Genomic DNA, 15,770 nt, shown 5'->3' with positions numbered 1-15,770 from the left:
AAGCCGAGAATGGCAATGACGATGACGATCGCTCCTACGAGCCAGATGATGTGTTCATGTCTTCTCTCCCGGTTCTTGACGATGCTCTGCCTATTGCAGGTTTCGCCTTTGACCAACGGGAGGGAGTTGCTAACGTTCCAGGTATAGGCCCACGGTCTCGGGCATCCTGGACCGAAGTCCTAACGGTGACTTGCATGTCGCCCAGAATGCGCAGCGATTTGGAATATGACCGGCATCGAAGAGACGATTGCAAAGCTCCCCGACGCGTCCCAACGGGCCGACCGTCCTCACACGGCAACAGCAAGTGACGCTCGCCCCAAGTGTGGGGCGGGCGTTTAGCGCTCTTTCCAAACGGGCGCTCAATTATTGCCGGCGAGGTCCCTGGTCGCCTTGCAGAATTCATCGTGGGACTTCGCGATGGTTTTGTCTGCGCAGTCCTTTTTCATGGATGCGCGATCCTCTTCGGTGAGCGCCATCCAGGCTTTCTTGAACTCGTCGCCGGACCTCATGGTTTTCATGCCGGCGTCGGTAAAGAAAGGCGACATTTTCTGGGGATCGTCCAGCGCAGAGGTTCCGGTGCCCGCGCCCGCAAATGCCGAGCCTGTCATGACCGAAATCGTGAAGGCACTCATCAAGATCACTTTGGCTTTCATGGTACTCTTCTCCCTGATTAATCTGGAAAATATGTAGAGAGATAGCGCCCTTAGAACAAAATAGTTCCAGCAAGGATGCGAAAAACAAAGGAGGCCGCCGGGTATTATTCCCATTGCTTGCCTGACGCGCGGCGGTCGTAGCTGGCTGGTTGTTCGCAGTTTCACCGACGTCGGAAAAGAGGGTGATGATTTGACCCGCGAGATTCCCGATCAGCGCGGCTCGCGCGTCATCGAGAGATAGGTCGGGTCGAACTCGGCGATCTGCTGCAGCTTCTGCCAGTCGAGGATCGTCACCGTATGGTTTGCCCAGGCGATCACGCCGCTGTTGCGCAGCGCGCTGATGACACGGTTCATATGCACCACCGACAGGCCGAGCACGTCGGCGAGCTCGGCTTGCGAAACAGGCAAATGGAAACTCATGCCGTTGGTGCGCTTCACCACCTGCAGCCTGACGAAAAGCTCGCAGAACAGATGCGCCAGATGGGAGACTTTCGAGCGCCGCCCCATGGCGACGATCCACTCGCGGTGGATGGCGCCGTCGATCAGCGTGTCGAGCCACAGAAGCCGTGTCAGGTGAGGCGCCCGCTCGGTGATGCTGCGCAGCTTCGAATGGTCGGCCAGGATGACGCGGCAGGGCGAGAGCGCGATGACGCCGTGGTCCATGGTCTTCAAAAGGAAGGCATAGAGGTCGACGAAATCGCCTGGAACCTGCAGCGAGGTGAATTGCCGGCCGCCATCGGCAAGCACCTTGTAGCGCGCGGCGAGGCCGTCGAGGATGAGCGTGCTGTAGGCCGGGCGCGATCCGGACGCGACGATGTCCTGTCCGGCGGCGAAGCTGCGCTCGCCCGCCATCAAATTGCCGAGCAAGGATTGCTCCTCGTCCGATAGGCTATCGTGCTGGCCGAGATTCAGGAAAAGCGATTCAAGCATTCATGTCTTCCATGAGCGGGCCTAGCGGCGCGGTCATAGCGGATGTCACAACTGATTCAAAACAGGCGCGATTGACGAGGTATGGGGTTGTTAGACAGTCCGCGCTAACATTTGATAACTTGGTGCTTTTTCCCCCGCGAAATGCCGGGGAACGTGTTTCGGCCAGGCATCGGCGCATGGTTGGCGCCGCCGGATCGCCCAACGCCTCCCGTTTCCCGATGTCATGCCTTTCTGGAAGCGACGCAAGGTGGCGCGCCAGGAGCGTCGCAAAGGCAGACCGAATCCGGATACTCCTGCGCGCCGGTGCTGTCGAACTGTGGCGCCCGGCCGAGGGACAGCATGTCGGCTTCATTGGCTCCTGAACATCGCGCGGCGGCGGATTTCGTTGCCGCATCCTATCGTCCAGAGCGCGACGAGACCGGGTTGGAGGCGATCGAGAAGGCGGCCGACCGGGTGCTCGAGGAAACCGGCATCCGCTTCCTCGACGATCCGCAGACCATCGACGTTCTGAAACAGGCCGGTGGCGTGGCGACCGGCGATGTCGTGCGCCTGGATGGGGCCGAGCTGCGCCGCATCATACGGCGGCATGCGCCGGCAAAGTTCCTGCTGCGCGGCAGGAACCCGACACGGGACACGATGGTCGGCGAAGGCGCGGCGCCGGTCTTCGCGCCGATCTACGGCGCGCCCAATGTCGTGCTCGACAATGCGGCGAGGGTGGCCGGCAGCCGGCGGATCTATGGCGAGCTCGTCGCCGCTGCGCATGCCGCGCCGGGGCTCACCAACACCGGGCAGATGATTTGCGTCATGGAGGACGTCGCGGAGAACCGGCGGCCGCTGGAGATGCTGCTTGCGCATCTTAGCCATTCCGACAAGCCGTTCATGGGCAGCATCGCCTCGCCGGCGGCCGCCGAGGCGGTGATCGACATGACCGCCGCGGCGGCCGGGCGGCCGGCGGCGCCCGGCGAATGCAACCTTGTCCACCTGATCAACGCGACGCCGCCGCTCACCTATTGGCCGAACCCGTTGAAGTGCCTGCGGGCGATCGCGCTGAAGGGCGAGGCGAGCATGGTGTCGTCCTACATGATGATGGGCGCGACGGCCCCCGTAACCGTCGCCGGCGCGCTGATCCAGGGCTATGCCGAGGTGCTGGCCGGCCTTGCGCTGGCGCAGCTGTGGCGCCCGGGCGCGCCGGTGGTGATGGGCATCCTCGCCTATCCGTTCGACATGCGCCGGATGCTGCCCAACTTCGGCGACCCGGCCTCGCAGCTTGTACAGTTCTACGCGGCGGAACTTGGCAGGCGGCTCGGCGTGCCGGTGCGGGGCGACGGCGCCGTCACCTCGGCCAAGATCGACGATGCGCAATCCGGCGCCGAAGGCGGCAGGGTGCTTTCGGCGGCGCTGGCCTCGGGCGCGCATTTCATCCTCCATGCCGCCGGCTGGCTGGAGCAGGGCCGCACGGTGTCGCTGGAAAAATTCCACCGCGATGCCGCAGCGCTGGCGGAACTCGGCCATGGCAAGCCTGCCGAGTCGCCGATGCCGCTGGACCGGGAGATCGAGATGGAGATACGCGGCCGCATCGCGCAATCTTGAACGGCTCACGCAAAAAAGGGCGCCGCCGCGAGGCAACGCCCTTGTTTCGGGGGAGCCGGCTGCTACCAGCCTTGCATGCTGTACCAGTCGTCGACGTCGCGGCGCACGCGGTCCTTCTCGATGCCGTAGCGTTCCTGGATCTTGCCTTCGAGCTGGTCGCGCTTTCCCGCGATGCGGTCGAGGTCGTCGTCGGTGAGCTTGCCCCACTGTTCCTTGACCTTGCCCTTCACCTGCTTCCAATTGCCTTCGACGCGGTTCCAATCCATTGCCGGACCTCCTGTTGGACACTGAGGGCTAACGGCAGCGCGGTCGCGAGGTTCCTGCCGGAATGCATTTCTCCGGCGATATCGGTCGCCAGGTCCATGACTTGGTGAGGCTTCATCTAAACGTCATGATGAACCGGCAAATTAGCAAGCGCTGAACCAGAAACCTCCGGTCGGCATGTTCCCAAGACCTCTCTTGCCCGGTTCCTGGCCGGGCTTCTTTTTAGGTGCCTGCGCTTGCTTGGAACGGATGGCGCCGATGGCCATGGCGCGCCCTCAAAAATTCGGGAGCGGTGGAACATTCGCCCGGTGCCGATGTTCTTGAATGCAGATGGCGCGCAGCCCCGCTCCCCCGCGAAAAGCGCGTCATCGGACCGGGCTCAGGCCCGAGCAAGCCCGCCTCGGCCGTCCCTCGCCGGGGCGGGCTCCATTTGACGAGATCGGAAGGACCATGCTCCATCAGGCAGCGAAGATCGCAGAGCAGGCCCATCGCGGCCAGAAGGACAAAACCGGCAGACCCTATATCGAGCATCTGAGGCGTGTCGCCGATGCGGTCGAGACGCTGGATGAAAAGACGGTCGCCTACCTGCATGACGTCGTCGAGAAAGGCGAGGGCTGGAGCCTGGACCGGCTGCATGATGCCGGCTTCGGCCTGCCGGTGGTGGCGGCGGTCGACGCGCTGACGAGGCGCATGGACGAAGGCGAGGAGGGCTTCCTCTGCCGCGCCGTTTCGAGCGAGCTTGCGTTGCCGGTGAAGCTAGCCGATCTCCGCGACAATCTCTGGCAGGCGCACCAGGCGGGAGTGGCGCCTGGGAAATACGAAGCCGGCCTTGCCATACTCGACCGGCTGGATTCCAGGGACTGAGCTTGGACTTAATCTCGGGGTGGGGGAGCGATCAACTTGGCTTCACGGACGAGCGAACCCCAGTCCAGGCCGATGAGGTAGACGAGTTCAAGCGCCTGCGCCTCGCTGACGCCCGTTTCCTGCACCAGGCGTTTCACCACATCGTCCAGGGTTGGATTGTCATCCTTATCGGCCATTGCTGCCCCAATCACGAAACCAACGCGTCATCGTATCCAGGAAACCAACGCTTTGGCGGATCGGCCGTTCCAGCCGGGGACGGCTTCGTTTCTAAAGCAGCGTTTTGGAAGTGTTATCCCACGAGGCCTTGCCGATGGCGAAACTAAGCATTATATATGGCAAATCGATCTTGCTGAAAGAACGTTGTTTTCGCGCAGAACTGCGCTCTTACGATCTTCCCTCTCAATTTCGAAGATTGCGTCGCTGGGCGGTTGCCGGGCGCGCATAATTTTGCGTCGATTTGTAAGGAGGTCGCAATGACTACAGGAACGGTGAAGTTTTTCAATTCCACCAAGGGTTTCGGCTTTATCGAGCAGGGCGGTGGCCAGCCGGACGTGTTCGTTCATATCTCGGCCGTGGAGCGTGCAGGAATGCGCTCTCTCGTCGAAGGCCAGAAGGTCAGCTTCGACATCGTGAAGGATGCTCGCAGCGGCAAAAGTTCGGCTGAGAATCTGCAAGCCGCCTGATTGCAGCGCCTCGCGGTCCTTTGACCACGGATGTACTGGCATAGGCCGCAGAGGCGCGTTGGAGAGGGTCGGGCTATGCCCGGCCTTTTTTGATTGAGGAGAAGACAATGAAGTCCCTATCTGACAGCGGCCTGTTCAAGCAGGTCCCATCCCGCACGGAAGCCAAGACCGACACGACCTCCCGCGTCGCTCGGCAAATCCTCGACCTGGAAGCGGCGGCGAGGGCCGTCAAGACCGAGAGGCTGCGCGCCGCCAGACTGGCGCAGGAAGCCGAAGCGCCGGTGGCACCGCCGAAGAAAGCCGCCGCCAAGCGTCCAAAGAAGGGGTGAGCGGCACCGCGACGTCGTTTCCGGAGGGGCGCGGCATTACAGTTTCAAATGCAGCACGTCGACGGTGATATCGCCACCGGACGTGCGCCCATCCAGCATCTTTTCGAGGTCGTTGCGATTGTCGGGCCACAGCACCTCTGGCAAGTCCAGCGCCGCCAGAGCGCGCTCGTCGAACTCGATCGGGGCTCCGTAGAGCTGCGCGATCTCCATCACCAGGCCTTCAATGTCCTCGCGGGCGATATTCTCCGCCACGTTCTTCAGCCTGATTTCTTCCGACAATCCGATGATGTTGACGATGCCGTTGGTCCGCAAAGCGTGCTGGACCTTGTAGTGTGCGTCATCGCGCAGCCGGCTGGAAAATCGTCGTAACATTGGAAAACCCTCCTTTTCGTGGATGGTTTGTCCCTCTGATCAGAACCATGCGCCTCCAGCCGGACAATAGCAATTCACAAATGTTAAAAAACATAAATAAATCAATAAGTTACAATAAGGCAACAAATGCTGCTTCTCGGCATGATGGGGATCGTTAGCGTGCCTCACTATTCACCTCTTGACCGTTCTTGACGTTTTATGGCGCGAACCCTACTTCTACTCACAGTGAGACAATTACTCATTTGCCTCACCGGTTGTCTTGAGGGTGGCAAGAGATGGCGGAGCTCGAACGGCCGCAAAGGCTGCAGATCATGCTGACGGAAGAGGAATTGGCGGCCTTGGAGAACTGGCGCTTCGAGAAGCGCATGCCGAGCCGTTCGGCGGCAGTGCGAGAACTGTTGCGTCGCGGGCTCGCGGCGGAAGGTTTCCTGCAGGCCGAGACTGGCGCGAAATCGCAGGATTTCGGCGTGATAGCGCCGGACAGAAATCCAGACGACAGCCCCACCAGCTCGAAGCTGTGAGATGCGATCCCGCCCTCGACAAATTGCCTTGATCCCAGCCGGCTCTAGTTACCGTCCATGAACAAATCGGGGGGGACTTTCCGACAGGATCTGAATGCCGACGCGCGTCTCGCGGCGATCGTCGATTCCTCCTATGACGCCATCATCGGCAAGAACCTGAACAGCATCATCACCGACTGGAATCACGCTGCCGAGCGGATGTTCGGCTACAGTGCCGAGGAGGCCATCGGCCAGTCGATCCTGATGCTGATCCCTGAGCATATGCAGGGCGAGGAAGTCGAGATCATCGCCCGCATTCGCGCCGGTGATCGAATCCCCAGCTTCGAGACCACAAGGAGGCGCAAGGACGGATCGCTGATCGCCGTTTCACTGACCATATCGCCGATCAAGAACAGCGCCGGCGAGATCGTCGGCGCCTCCAAAATCGCCCGCGACATCAGCGCCGCGAAGGAAAGCGAGCGCCGCATCCGGCTTTTGATGCGCGAGGTCAACCACCGGGTGAAGAACCAGTTCGCGGTGATCCTGTCGATGGTCAGAGAGACCAGCAAGCGCTCGACCGATCCGGGCGAGTTCGAGCAGATGATCCGCGCCCGCATCATGGCGCTGTCGCGCTCGCACGATTTGCTTGTCACCTCGGAATGGGCCGGCGCCAGCCTTTTCGACCTGATCCAGGAGCATTTGAAGCCGTTCGGCCACGAGGAACGCATCTCGCTTTCCGGGCCGCTGCTTACGCTGCAGTCGAATGCGGTGCAAAATCTCGGCATGGCCTTCCATGAGCTCGGCACCAACTCGTCCAAATATGGTGCGTTGGCCTCGGAGGGCGGTCGTATCGAAATCACCTGGAAGGTCGAGACCGGCCCGGAAGCGCAGCGGCGCTTCCATCTTCTGTGGCACGAGACTTCCGGGTCGACGGCCGCCGGCGCCGCGCAGAAGACAGGTGAGCGCAAGGATGCCGGCGAGCGCAAGGGTTTCGGCACGGTGGTGCTGCAGCGGGTGGCGCCGCAGTCGCTGAGCGGTTCCTCCACCCTCGAACGCTCGCCCGGCAGCGTCAAATGGGCGCTCGACGCGCCGCTTGAGGCGATCGTGGTGCCGCAGCTCGGCACCGACACCGACTTCAGCGTTTGAGGGACTTGCCTCGGATCTGCGAGGCTACCGAACCCCGCGTCGGCTGCCAGCCAGGACCATGCGTCCGGTGCGTGCCGGTTTCGCCCGGCGCGACTTGGGTGGCACGCCGTCGACCTCATCGTGCATCGGCATTGGCGCGTGACTGCGCCGGGCTGCGCGCGGACGATGCCATTTTCCAATAGCCCCAAAGCTCGACCACGAACCTGACGATGGCGAGCACAATCATGCCGAGCGCGGTGAGTCTCGCCATCGAGCGCAGGTAAGGAGGCGCCGGGCAGGATGCAAGCAAACTGCCGCCCTGCGCCTCCTTGCGGCGCCGTAAAAGCGTAATTACATCAACGGTGAGCGTGCGATGTCCACGCGGATGCAGTTGCTTTGGTCAAGCTTCATCAATGGAGGTTGTCATGGCAAGCAAACTGATGGAAGCAAGAAAGAGCCTGGACTGGGTCACCCTGGTCCTCGCGATTTGCCTGTTCATCTCACCTTGGGTCATCGGATTCACCGCGGCGATGGCGCCTGCGTGGAACGCCTGGATTGTCGGCGTTCTCCTCGGCGCTCTGGCCTTGGCCATGCTTTCGGTGTTCGCCGAGTGGGAAGAGTGGGTAAGTCTGGTCCTCGGGCTCTGGCTGATCGTGTCACCCTGGCTGCTGGGCTTTGCGGCTGACACGCATGTCATGGCTACGCATGTCGTGCTCGGCGTGCTGGTGGTCGCGGCATCGGCCTGGGCCGTCTGGGACTTCCGTCATCCCCACGCGCATGCGTGAGCGGTGATCGAGCGGGAGCCCGCCGCGCAAGCGGCGAGCTCCTGATGTTGCGGTATCGGAGCATCGGGCTGGACGGTCATTGCGGCGTCCTCACGCAATTGCTGCAACCGGAAACCTTTTCGTGCATTCTTGGGAATGGCCTCGATGTTCAATCCCGACACCCCCGCCAAATGCTGCTCCTATTGCGGCGGCCGCGACCATGATTTCGAGGAATGCCCGAAGCGCAAGGCCGACGCCGAGAAGGAGGCGGCGCGCAGAGGACCTCAGTCCAGCGGACGAAAGCTTTTCGTCGAATTAACCGCCGCGCCATTTAGTCTTTTCGCGGCAAGATACATCAACGCGGAAGCAGCACGTCTCCTGTCCCATCCGGCGGCCTCGGCTTGATCCAGCAGATTGTCCGTTGCAGCAGCCAACGCGTCTTGGCAGTCGCTGTCGTAGCGAGCAGCGTTTACCTCAAGGGACGGAGATTTAATCGCGAGTTCATTTGCCATGGAAATTGCTCGACTTTGACGGAAATAGCTTAGGCAGGATAAAGGCGGCGTTGGTCGCCGCCTCACCCAATTTTAGACGTGCGACGGGCGCGCCTTCCAATAAGGCGGCGGCATATTTCCATCCTCGATAAGGATGTCCTTCTTCCTGGCAAAGGCAGCGAAGATTCCCCTGGCCGTCTCCGCGTCGATATCGCCGACCAGCGCCGCTCTGCACGCGCGGATAGCGGCTTTCTGTTCGGGGCTGTTGCCGCACCAATCGGTGGCAAACTGGTATGCGTCAACCACGGTGTTGAGCTGACGGGGAAATCCCATGCCGACCCAAACGCTGATCGGATTTTCGAATGGCTTTGAAAGCATGTCGAACCTCCATCACCAGATTTCAGACGGCTAGCCCGCCACGGCCGCCGACGCTGGTCATCCATGGCGGCGGTGCGCTCAGCTCTTCGAGAATCTTTGCTGATTTTGCGAAACCGCAGAAGGCGTCTCTCGCGGCGCTTCGTGGGTAGTCGCTGTCGAATGCCCTTTGACAGGCTCGCAGCGCCGTGTCGTAAATCGGGCCGCGCCTATTCTTCGGCCATTCGTAGAGAAATTCCAGGGCGTCTTCGATGCATGCGATTTCTTGGATGAAGCTGCTTCCGCTCTTAACGAAAACAGGGCTGTCGAACATCCGGTCGTTCATAAGATCCTCCAAATCGAACGAACAATTGAGTATCAGGAGAGCCGGGACCTACAGCGCTGTCCCTAGCCTAACGGCGATATGGGTTTGAGGATTTTTGTCGTCAAGAGTGTTCGCGAAAGCGTCTTTCCATGGTCTCGCTAGAACCAGACCTGTCGGCAATCCGCTAGGTCGCCTCGTCGACCAGCGGCGTTTGCCGTTTGGGTGGCACATAGCGTCACCAGCCTCAGAGTGTCGGCATCCACCGTAACCGGCGGGCACCCAGGCCTGACTTTTTCTGGGATGGTCGAAGAACGCCTTTGATCCGGTCTATAGTCGCGACGGGGGTGCGCGGGTGGCGGACATCATCTCAATCGGAACAGGCGCGGAGCCTGCTGGACGGCTGTCGGCGGGGCGCTTGCGGTTGGTCGCCTTCACGGCGATCGCCGCGTTCATGGTCGCTGGTCCGGCCGCGGAGCAAATCTTCGGGGTGCAGACGCCGTGGCTGCGCTCCTGGACCATGTTCAGCGCGATCGGGCTGGGCGTCATCGACGCTTCCTTCGAGATCCGCCGGCCGGACGGCCCGCTTGTCCCGCTCGACCGGTTCGAGATGCTCGGCGCTCCTCGCAACGGCAGGCTGAAGCGGATCGAGAGTTCTGAGGAACTGGCTTCAGTCATCAAGCGGCTCTGTATAGCCGCCGGGCAGGGCGCCGACATCCGTGTCCGCGCCCGGCAGGGCACGCGCAGCGGCTGGCAGACCATCCATACCGATGCCCAAAATGCCTGCGCGGACTGACGCCGCGGCCGACTGGCTGGCCGTGCGTCCAACACATGCCATGGCGGCGCGCTTCGTCGACTGGGCGGTCGATACGGAGGGATCGTCGCGCTCGTCGGCATTGATCCGCATCGGCCTGGCCATGCTGTTCTGGTCGCGCTGGGCGGGCGAGTTGCTGCTTTACAGGGATCAATCGCCGGCCGGGCTGTTTCTGGCGGCCAACTTCTTCGTCGCCACAATGCTGCTCTTCGTCGGCTATCACAGCCGCGCCGCCGCCGTCTGGACGGGCGCGGTCGGGTTGGCCATGTATTATTACTTCGGCTTCCAGCTAGGCCGCGAGCCCTGGACCCACCACCATGCCTATCTGCTTGCCGTCGCGGCATTTCTGATCGCGCTTACCCCATGCGGCCGCTCCTATTCGCTGGACCGCTACCTGGCGGTGGCGCATGCCGAGCGCATGGGCGTTCCGCCGCCGGCCGAGCGCGGCAATCTGTGGGGGTTGCGGCTGATCGTGGTGCAGCTCTCGGTGCTCTATTTCTTTGCCGCCTTCGACAAGTCGAGCCATGCCTTTCTGAGCGGTGCGCGGATCGAGCAGATCTTCCTCTGGTTCTACGATGGTTCGGATTATCCGGCCGGCCTTGCCTTGCCCGCCACGATCGTATCCTTCGGCGTGGTCGGGCTCGAATATGGCCTTGCCTTCGGCCTGCCGTTTCGCGCGACGAGGCGCTATCTGGTCCTGCCGGGCTTGGCCTTCCACGCCATCATCTATCTGACGCTGCCGGTCTATACGTTCAGCGCCACCATGGCGTTGCTTTATCTCGCCTATTTCGATGCCGATGCGGTCGACAGGGTCATCGCGCGGCTCCAGGGGATCGGATCGGCAGGGATTGCCAGAGAGGAAATTTCGTGAGGCCAGGTTTGTTGTTTTCGGGCGACGCTGTCATCGCGGCGGCCATCGGTTTGGCCATGGCCTGCGGCGCGGCGCATGCCGGCAGCGCGCAGGACTACTATCCCAGGCGCGCATGGGACGCCTTCAGCGGCGGCCAGATGAACACGTCGATCCTGGTGTTCCGCGACCGCAACAGGAACGGGATCTACGATCTCGGCGACCGGCCGATGCCGCATGTGGCCGTCGAGCTCGGCAAGCCCAATGGCGACACCATCATGCGATGGACCAATGTCAGCGGCTTTGCCAATTTCCGGATGTCGGTTCTCCAGCGCAATCTCGAGGTCGTCGATCCCGGGCATTATTCGTTCCGGGTCGTGCCGCCGCCAGGCTTTTCCGTCACCACCGCGAACGCATCGCAGGATAGCGATTATGTGGCTTCACCCGGCACGCCGGGCGACATGATCGCGACGCGCACGACGCATCCGGTCGGGCTTGCGGCAGACCTGACGATCAGCGGCGCGGCAGCCGCCGGGGCACGGATTTCCCTTACGGGCCCGAACGGCGCCACCGCCGCGGCCACGGTCGACCCGGATGGGCGCTTCAGCGCGCCCATGACGTCAGGCGAGTGGCTGGTCGAGGTTTCGGCCGACGGGGCGACCGAGCGGCGCAAGATCGTGGTCGGCGAGGCGCCGGTCGTGCTCTCCGCGTTTTCGGGCAAGGGCGACCCCGCCGAGGAGCCGCTGCCCGAACAGCATATTGTCAGCTTCGACGACCTTTTGACGACGTCGGGCGTGTTCGAAATTCCGTCCGGCTATGGCGGGCTCAACTGGTACAATCTCGTTGCCATGCACCAGCGTTTCACCGACGGCCCGGGCTACATCAACACGACCATGTCGGGCGAGTTCATCGCCTATAACAGCTCCGGCCACCCCGGGCAGGTGTTCAGTGACAAGCCGTTCGATTTCACGGGCGCCTATTTCGGTGTCGGCTGGAACGACGCCGAGGGCGAGACGCTTGTTCTCAAGGCCTGGCGGGGCGACCAGCCTGCCTATGAGGATCGGCTTGTGCTGTCCGCGACCGGCCCGGTCTACTTCGCGGCCGACTATAGGCGCATCACGCGGCTCGAGATCCGGACGCAACATTCCTGGCAGGCCGCGATGGACGATTTCGCCTACCGCACCGGCCCGTAGAGCAATTCCAGGAGAAGTGTGCGGTTTTCCGTCCGCGCCAAAGCAAGGATCTAATGCGGGTCAACTCGGTCCGATTCGGCGCGACGCGCTTGCAGGTCAAGTGGCTTCAGCAAGCCGACCGCCAGGAGCCACCGCAGGAGCCAACGCTGCCAGAATGGCCGGAACTGGCATTGTGATGGCCGGCGCCGCCACCGCCCGAGCTGCCATTGCCGCCAGAACTGCCGTTGCCGGCGCTGCCGCCATTTCCGGTAGAGCCGCCATTGCCGCCAGTTCCACCGTTGCCGCCAGTTCCACCGTTGCCGCCATTTCCAGTGGAGCCGCCATTGCCGCCGGTTCCACCGTTGCCTCCATTCCCGGCGGAACCGCCATTACCGCCAGTTCCACCGTCGCCGCCATTTCCGGCGCCGCCACCATCCCCACCGTTACCGCCACTTCCACCGTTGCCGCCGCTGCCGCCGTTGCCGCCATTTCCAGTGGAGCCGCCATTGCCGCCGGTCCCACCGTCGCCGCCATTCCCGGCGCCGCCACCGTCCCCGCCGTTTCCACCATTGCCGCCGTTGCCGCCGTTTCCACCATTGCCGCCGTTGCCGCCGTTTCCACCATTGCCGCCGTTGCCGCCGTTTCCACCATTGCCGCCGTTTCCACCGTCCCCGCCATTGCCACCGTTACCGCCATTACCACCTGTGGCCTCCGCCAGAAGAGCGCGGTTGGCGTCCTGAATGAGTGCTTTCGCGTCCATCGACCGGTGGAATCCGTCTCGCGGCTCCGGCGGGACCGACGCCGCATGGGCTGCCATGGCCGTCGCCAGCAGCATGGTCGACGCGAGCAGCGCCGCCGCGGAAATGCTCCTGAATTGTGGGAAGGTACGGCGCGCAATGTCGGCATTCGCCGTCGATGCGAAAAACCGCGAACGCCCTGCCGACCCGACAGGCTCCGCACCGATTCTGATTGAGATGATATCAGCCACCCGCATACCCCCGGCCCGACTTATAGACCGGTTCGACGCTTGTTCTTCGACCATGCCAGAAAAAGTCAGGGTTCGACGCGGTGCCTGTACGATCGGCGTGCAGGGCTCGGTTCGGGGAGGGCGCGCCGGGGTCTCAAATCACTTGCACCTACCCACGCGACGCATGTGCCGCCGCGTCGGCGAACGAGATGTCGCCCTTGATCTCGCGCATGGCCATCGAGGTGACGGTGCGGCGAACGCCCGGCAGTCGGCTGAGCTCCTCGCGCAGCATCCTGTCCAGCGCCCTCATGTCGACGGTGACGATCTGCAGGAGATAGTCGGCCTCGCCGGTCGTGGCGTAGCAGCGGCGGATCAGCGGATGCTTCCTCACCGCCGCCTCGAAGGCGTCCGACACCTCGAAGTCGATCGACACCTGGATGAAGGCCTCGATGCCGAAGCCGATCGACGCGGGGTCGACACGGGTGGAATAGCCGCGGATTATGCCTTGATCCTCCAGCGCCTTGACCCGCTTCCAGCACGGCGTCTTGCTCAGGCCGACCTCTTCGGCCAGTTCGCCGAAGGAGATGCGCGCGTCGCGCTCCAGGGCCGCCACGATCTTGCGGTCGAGCATATCCAGCATGAATCGTTCTCCAAAATATCTTGAATGACGATATATCGTCCTCCAATTTTGGCACATTGGATAACGGAAAGGAACAATGTTCAAGCCGAAAGCGCTATCCTTGTCGCCAGGTCGAAAACCTGCCCGCGAGGAGGATGAGCCATGGACAAGACGGAGTATCACGCCCGCATCGAGGCGCCCGAGATGCGCGACTACGGCGTCTATCTGAAATGCGATCAATTGCTCGCCTGCCAGAAACCGCTTGCCGAGATGGTCAATGCCGACGAGCTGCAGTTCCAGATCGTGCATCAGGTCGAGGAGCTATGGATGAAGCTTATCGCCTACACGCTGGTCGACGTGCTCGACTATCTGGAAAGGCAGGACACGCACCGCATCGTCACGCTGATGGGCCGCGTGCACCGGCTGATGCGCATGATGACGGCGCAGCTCGATCTCCTGGAGACGATGTCGCCCAAGGAGTACCAGCAGATCCGCCTGCGGCTCGGCAATGGCAGCGGCCAGGAATCGCCGGGCTTCAAGCTTCTGCTGCGCCTGCCGCCTGATCTTTGGCGGGCCTTCAAGCATGCCTATCTCGATGGCCGCGGGCTGACCGTGGAGGATATCTACGACGAGCACTACGACCACGGCGCCGCTTACGTCGTGGCCGAGGCGCTGATCGAGTTCGACGAGCTGTTCCAGAAATTCCGCGCCAACCACCTCTATCTGATCCACCGCTCGATCGGGCTGGGCGCCAAGTCGCTGAAAGGCAGGCCGGTAGAGATCCTCGAAGGTGGCGCCCGCCACCGCTTCTTCCCCGAGCTATGGGACATACGCTGCGACATGACCGACCGCTGGGGCGCGGAGTACGGCACCGTGCGGGAATCGATCAGCCACCCGCCGCATCAGGGAGCGCAGCGGTTAGCATTGGGTTGGTGAAGGCTTTAAAGGGCCGTCGGAGCTTTTTTCGGTGGCTTTTTGTCTGTTTTTTGACGGTTTAGCGCTCACCGGCTCGATCAGAGGCGGACTCCTCCTTATGCCCGTCTCTCAGCAGGCCGATGAATGACGCCAATCATGGTCCTTAGGTTATAGGCACAGGCAGCCAGGATGCACTGCGTACGGTTGGTGGCCAAGTTGAAGAAGCGCATGCGCCGCATGCCGTAGCGCTCCTTGAATACCGCGAAAGGCCGCTCGACCGCAGCCCGCACTTTGGCGATCAGCCGGTTGCGGAGCTTCTGGCGGGCCGGCAGTTGCGGATGATGCCTGTTGGCTCGTCGCATCAGCCGGTCCTTGATATTGGCTTCGGCGAGGCGGTCATGCCTGGCATGGGTGTAGTAGGCCTGATCGCCATAGGCAGCCTTCTCATCGCCGCAGATTAACTTGTCGGCCGGCTCGGTATCGGTAACCGAGGCATCGCTCGCCTCGACGCGCCGGATGATGGTGTGCGCCTGGTCGACGCCAATGTGCATCTTGTAGCCGAAGGTGCTCTTCTTGCCCTTCTTGCCCCAGCGCGCATCCTTGTCGGACGATGGCTTGATCGGACCTTGGTGGCCCTTCTTCGGCTGCTTGGGTGGCCGGCCTCGAGCCTGCAGGAATGTAGCGTCGACCAAGGTACCGCGCTTGACGATTAGGCCCTTCTCTTCCAACTGACGGTTGATCTCCTCAAAGACCTTGTCGATCAGTCGATCCCGCGTCAGCTCCTCGCGGAAACGCCACAGCGTCGAATGATCGGGCGTGCGATCCGAAAGGCTGAAGCCGGCAAAGCGGCGGAACGACAGCCGGTCCCGAATTTGCGCCTCGAGCGCCGGATCGCTCAGCCCATGCCACATGCCCAGCAAGAGACAGCGCAGCAGCGCTTCCGCCGGATAGCTGGTATTACCCGAACCGGGGCCGCTGCGCTGACCAAGCAAGGTTCGGACCGCCTCCCAATCCAGTTCCTTCGATACCAGATCGAAGATCGTCTCATCCGACGCCGCAAGACCGTCCGCAAGACTCAACTGCCCAAGCAATCGATCAACCATCGCGAATCCCCTTTCGGATATCCGCATGGAATCATCAATCCGATTCTGTGCAAAGGCCTCACAAGGGGAGAAGGAGAGCCGCGGCGCCCCGC

23 protein-coding genes are annotated in these 15,770 nt (G+C 62.3%); 12 read left to right on the top strand and 11 right to left on the bottom strand.

What is annotated here, in order from left to right:
- Positions 1-359 precede the first annotated feature (359 nt).
- Positions 360-653 (bottom strand): hypothetical protein, encoded by a 294-nt coding sequence (locus LB572_RS05110; protein WP_224666952.1) that lies wholly within the window; start codon positions 651-653, stop codon positions 360-362.
- A gap of 210 nt (positions 654-863) precedes the next feature.
- A complete protein-coding gene (locus tag LB572_RS05105) occupies positions 864-1,583 on the bottom strand; it encodes a Crp/Fnr family transcriptional regulator (RefSeq protein WP_140808702.1) in 720 nt (239 codons plus the stop codon).
- A 339-nt stretch (positions 1,584-1,922) separates the two neighbouring features.
- Here LB572_RS05105 and LB572_RS05100 point away from each other — a divergent pair, with 339 nt between their 5' ends.
- Complete coding sequence (locus LB572_RS05100) at positions 1,923-3,173, top strand: trimethylamine methyltransferase family protein (RefSeq protein WP_224666951.1); 1,251 nt, start codon at positions 1,923-1,925, stop codon at positions 3,171-3,173.
- 62 nt (positions 3,174-3,235) lie between these two features.
- Here LB572_RS05100 and LB572_RS05095 read toward each other — a convergent pair whose 3' ends face one another.
- Complete coding sequence (locus LB572_RS05095; protein ID WP_112564507.1) at positions 3,236-3,439, bottom strand: CsbD family protein; 204 nt, start codon at positions 3,437-3,439, stop codon at positions 3,236-3,238.
- Positions 3,440-3,887: 448 nt separating this feature from the next.
- Between LB572_RS05095 and LB572_RS05090 the strand changes: the two genes are divergently transcribed.
- Positions 3,888-4,301 carry an HD domain-containing protein gene (locus LB572_RS05090; protein WP_140808706.1) on the top strand — a complete coding sequence of 138 codons (414 nt, stop codon included), beginning with the start codon at positions 3,888-3,890 and terminating at the stop codon, positions 4,299-4,301.
- An 8-nt stretch (positions 4,302-4,309) separates the two neighbouring features.
- Here LB572_RS05090 and LB572_RS05085 read toward each other — a convergent pair whose 3' ends face one another.
- Complete coding sequence (locus tag LB572_RS05085; RefSeq protein ID WP_181179828.1) at positions 4,310-4,477, bottom strand: hypothetical protein; 168 nt, start codon at positions 4,475-4,477, stop codon at positions 4,310-4,312.
- Between the two features lie 297 nt (positions 4,478-4,774).
- Here LB572_RS05085 and LB572_RS05080 point away from each other — a divergent pair, with 297 nt between their 5' ends.
- Both LB572_RS05080 and LB572_RS05075 read left to right on the top strand, forming a co-directional pair.
- The gene (locus LB572_RS05080) at positions 4,775-4,984 is read left to right on the top strand and encodes a cold-shock protein (protein WP_140808711.1); all 210 of its coding nucleotides are present in this window, start codon (positions 4,775-4,777) and stop codon (positions 4,982-4,984) included.
- A gap of 107 nt (positions 4,985-5,091) precedes the next feature.
- Positions 5,092-5,313 carry a hypothetical protein gene (locus LB572_RS05075; RefSeq protein ID WP_224666950.1) on the top strand — a complete coding sequence of 74 codons (222 nt, stop codon included), beginning with the start codon at positions 5,092-5,094 and terminating at the stop codon, positions 5,311-5,313.
- A gap of 36 nt (positions 5,314-5,349) precedes the next feature.
- Here the strand turns inward: LB572_RS05075 and LB572_RS05070 are convergent, their stop codons facing one another.
- Complete coding sequence (locus LB572_RS05070; protein ID WP_140808715.1) at positions 5,350-5,685, bottom strand: hypothetical protein; 336 nt, start codon at positions 5,683-5,685, stop codon at positions 5,350-5,352.
- Positions 5,686-5,960: 275 nt separating this feature from the next.
- On the opposite strand from LB572_RS05070, the gene LB572_RS05065 reads away from it, so the two are divergent.
- Together LB572_RS05065 and LB572_RS05060 are read left to right on the top strand one after the other, a co-directional pair.
- Positions 5,961-6,206, top strand: a complete 246-nt coding sequence (locus LB572_RS05065; protein ID WP_224666949.1) for a hypothetical protein — start codon at positions 5,961-5,963, stop codon at positions 6,204-6,206.
- A 57-nt stretch (positions 6,207-6,263) separates the two neighbouring features.
- Positions 6,264-7,331 carry a sensor histidine kinase gene (locus LB572_RS05060; protein ID WP_224666948.1) on the top strand — a complete coding sequence of 356 codons (1,068 nt, stop codon included), beginning with the start codon at positions 6,264-6,266 and terminating at the stop codon, positions 7,329-7,331.
- Between the two features lie 115 nt (positions 7,332-7,446).
- Here the strand turns inward: LB572_RS05060 and LB572_RS34340 are convergent, their stop codons facing one another.
- Positions 7,447-7,581, bottom strand: coding sequence for a hypothetical protein (locus LB572_RS34340; RefSeq protein WP_263497836.1), 135 nt, complete (start codon positions 7,579-7,581; stop codon positions 7,447-7,449).
- A gap of 154 nt (positions 7,582-7,735) precedes the next feature.
- On the opposite strand from LB572_RS34340, the gene LB572_RS05055 reads away from it, so the two are divergent.
- Complete coding sequence (locus tag LB572_RS05055) at positions 7,736-8,095, top strand: SPW repeat protein (RefSeq protein ID WP_140808721.1); 360 nt, start codon at positions 7,736-7,738, stop codon at positions 8,093-8,095.
- Positions 8,096-8,358: 263 nt separating this feature from the next.
- Here LB572_RS05055 and LB572_RS05050 read toward each other — a convergent pair whose 3' ends face one another.
- The 3 genes from LB572_RS05050 to LB572_RS05040 form a co-directional block, all read right to left on the bottom strand.
- Positions 8,359-8,586 (bottom strand): hypothetical protein, encoded by a 228-nt coding sequence (locus LB572_RS05050; protein WP_224666947.1) that lies wholly within the window; start codon positions 8,584-8,586, stop codon positions 8,359-8,361.
- Between the two features lie 72 nt (positions 8,587-8,658).
- Positions 8,659-8,943 (bottom strand): DUF982 domain-containing protein, encoded by a 285-nt coding sequence (locus LB572_RS05045; RefSeq protein ID WP_224666946.1) that lies wholly within the window; start codon positions 8,941-8,943, stop codon positions 8,659-8,661.
- A gap of 22 nt (positions 8,944-8,965) precedes the next feature.
- Positions 8,966-9,265: a DUF982 domain-containing protein gene (locus LB572_RS05040; protein WP_224666945.1), complete on the bottom strand. Its 300-nt coding sequence runs from the start codon at positions 9,263-9,265 to the stop codon at positions 8,966-8,968.
- Positions 9,266-9,596: 331 nt separating this feature from the next.
- On the opposite strand from LB572_RS05040, the gene LB572_RS05035 reads away from it, so the two are divergent.
- From LB572_RS05035 to LB572_RS05020, 4 genes are all read left to right on the top strand, one after another.
- Positions 9,597-10,037, top strand: a complete 441-nt coding sequence (locus LB572_RS05035; protein ID WP_224666944.1) for a hypothetical protein — start codon at positions 9,597-9,599, stop codon at positions 10,035-10,037.
- On the top strand, positions 10,021-10,926 hold the full coding sequence (locus LB572_RS05030; protein WP_224666943.1) for an HTTM domain-containing protein: 906 nt from the start codon (positions 10,021-10,023) through the stop codon (positions 10,924-10,926). Before LB572_RS05035 ends, LB572_RS05030 begins: the two co-directional genes overlap by 17 nt.
- Positions 10,923-12,095 carry an SdrD B-like domain-containing protein gene (locus LB572_RS05025; protein ID WP_224666942.1) on the top strand — a complete coding sequence of 391 codons (1,173 nt, stop codon included), beginning with the start codon at positions 10,923-10,925 and terminating at the stop codon, positions 12,093-12,095. The genes LB572_RS05030 and LB572_RS05025 overlap by 4 nt, the downstream gene beginning before the upstream one ends.
- Positions 12,096-12,249: 154 nt before the next feature.
- Complete coding sequence (locus tag LB572_RS05020) at positions 12,250-13,047, top strand: hypothetical protein (RefSeq protein WP_224666941.1); 798 nt, start codon at positions 12,250-12,252, stop codon at positions 13,045-13,047.
- A gap of 163 nt (positions 13,048-13,210) precedes the next feature.
- On the opposite strand, the gene LB572_RS05015 is transcribed toward LB572_RS05020, so the two are convergent.
- Entirely contained in the window at positions 13,211-13,681 is a 471-nt protein-coding gene (locus tag LB572_RS05015) for an Lrp/AsnC family transcriptional regulator (protein WP_224666940.1), read from the bottom strand.
- A gap of 141 nt (positions 13,682-13,822) precedes the next feature.
- On the opposite strand from LB572_RS05015, the gene LB572_RS05010 reads away from it, so the two are divergent.
- A complete protein-coding gene (locus tag LB572_RS05010; protein WP_224666939.1) occupies positions 13,823-14,596 on the top strand; it encodes a tryptophan 2,3-dioxygenase family protein in 774 nt (257 codons plus the stop codon).
- A gap of 95 nt (positions 14,597-14,691) precedes the next feature.
- Here LB572_RS05010 and LB572_RS05005 read toward each other — a convergent pair whose 3' ends face one another.
- On the bottom strand, positions 14,692-15,705 hold the full coding sequence (locus tag LB572_RS05005; protein WP_181179368.1) for an IS5 family transposase: 1,014 nt from the start codon (positions 15,703-15,705) through the stop codon (positions 14,692-14,694).
- Positions 15,706-15,770: the final 65 nt, after the last annotated feature.

It is taken from the genome of Mesorhizobium sp. BH1-1-5 (assembly GCF_020165615.1).
Classification (GTDB): domain Bacteria; phylum Pseudomonadota; class Alphaproteobacteria; order Rhizobiales; family Rhizobiaceae; genus Mesorhizobium.
The sequence above is the reverse complement of the archived record's forward strand: the minus strand, read 5'-3'. Positions and strand labels throughout refer to the sequence as shown.

What these genes read in the sequence shown, in the direction of transcription:
- LB572_RS05110 (WP_224666952.1), bottom strand. Translation starts at nt 653, where the DNA reads ATGAAAGCCAAAGTGATCTTGATGAGTGCCTTCACGATTTCGGTCATG.
- LB572_RS05105 (WP_140808702.1), bottom strand. Translation starts at nt 1,583, where the DNA reads ATGCTTGAATCGCTTTTCCTGAATCTCGGCCAGCACGATAGCCTATCG.
- LB572_RS05100 (WP_224666951.1), top strand. Translation starts at nt 1,923, where the DNA reads ATGTCGGCTTCATTGGCTCCTGAACATCGCGCGGCGGCGGATTTCGTT.
- LB572_RS05095 (WP_112564507.1), bottom strand. Translation starts at nt 3,439, where the DNA reads ATGGATTGGAACCGCGTCGAAGGCAATTGGAAGCAGGTGAAGGGCAAG.
- LB572_RS05090 (WP_140808706.1), top strand. Translation starts at nt 3,888, where the DNA reads ATGCTCCATCAGGCAGCGAAGATCGCAGAGCAGGCCCATCGCGGCCAG.
- LB572_RS05085 (WP_181179828.1), bottom strand. Translation starts at nt 4,477, where the DNA reads ATGGCCGATAAGGATGACAATCCAACCCTGGACGATGTGGTGAAACGC.
- LB572_RS05080 (WP_140808711.1), top strand. Translation starts at nt 4,775, where the DNA reads ATGACTACAGGAACGGTGAAGTTTTTCAATTCCACCAAGGGTTTCGGC.
- LB572_RS05075 (WP_224666950.1), top strand. Translation starts at nt 5,092, where the DNA reads ATGAAGTCCCTATCTGACAGCGGCCTGTTCAAGCAGGTCCCATCCCGC.
- LB572_RS05070 (WP_140808715.1), bottom strand. Translation starts at nt 5,685, where the DNA reads ATGTTACGACGATTTTCCAGCCGGCTGCGCGATGACGCACACTACAAG.
- LB572_RS05065 (WP_224666949.1), top strand. Translation starts at nt 5,961, where the DNA reads ATGGCGGAGCTCGAACGGCCGCAAAGGCTGCAGATCATGCTGACGGAA.
- LB572_RS05060 (WP_224666948.1), top strand. Translation starts at nt 6,264, where the DNA reads ATGAACAAATCGGGGGGGACTTTCCGACAGGATCTGAATGCCGACGCG.
- LB572_RS34340 (WP_263497836.1), bottom strand. Translation starts at nt 7,581, where the DNA reads ATGGCGAGACTCACCGCGCTCGGCATGATTGTGCTCGCCATCGTCAGG.
- LB572_RS05055 (WP_140808721.1), top strand. Translation starts at nt 7,736, where the DNA reads ATGGCAAGCAAACTGATGGAAGCAAGAAAGAGCCTGGACTGGGTCACC.
- LB572_RS05050 (WP_224666947.1), bottom strand. Translation starts at nt 8,586, where the DNA reads ATGGCAAATGAACTCGCGATTAAATCTCCGTCCCTTGAGGTAAACGCT.
- LB572_RS05045 (WP_224666946.1), bottom strand. Translation starts at nt 8,943, where the DNA reads ATGCTTTCAAAGCCATTCGAAAATCCGATCAGCGTTTGGGTCGGCATG.
- LB572_RS05040 (WP_224666945.1), bottom strand. Translation starts at nt 9,265, where the DNA reads ATGAACGACCGGATGTTCGACAGCCCTGTTTTCGTTAAGAGCGGAAGC.
- LB572_RS05030 (WP_224666943.1), top strand. Translation starts at nt 10,021, where the DNA reads ATGCCTGCGCGGACTGACGCCGCGGCCGACTGGCTGGCCGTGCGTCCA.
- LB572_RS05020 (WP_224666941.1), top strand. Translation starts at nt 12,250, where the DNA reads ATGGCCGGAACTGGCATTGTGATGGCCGGCGCCGCCACCGCCCGAGCT.
- LB572_RS05015 (WP_224666940.1), bottom strand. Translation starts at nt 13,681, where the DNA reads ATGCTGGATATGCTCGACCGCAAGATCGTGGCGGCCCTGGAGCGCGAC.
- LB572_RS05010 (WP_224666939.1), top strand. Translation starts at nt 13,823, where the DNA reads ATGGACAAGACGGAGTATCACGCCCGCATCGAGGCGCCCGAGATGCGC.
- LB572_RS05005 (WP_181179368.1), bottom strand. Translation starts at nt 15,705, where the DNA reads ATGCGGATATCCGAAAGGGGATTCGCGATGGTTGATCGATTGCTTGGG.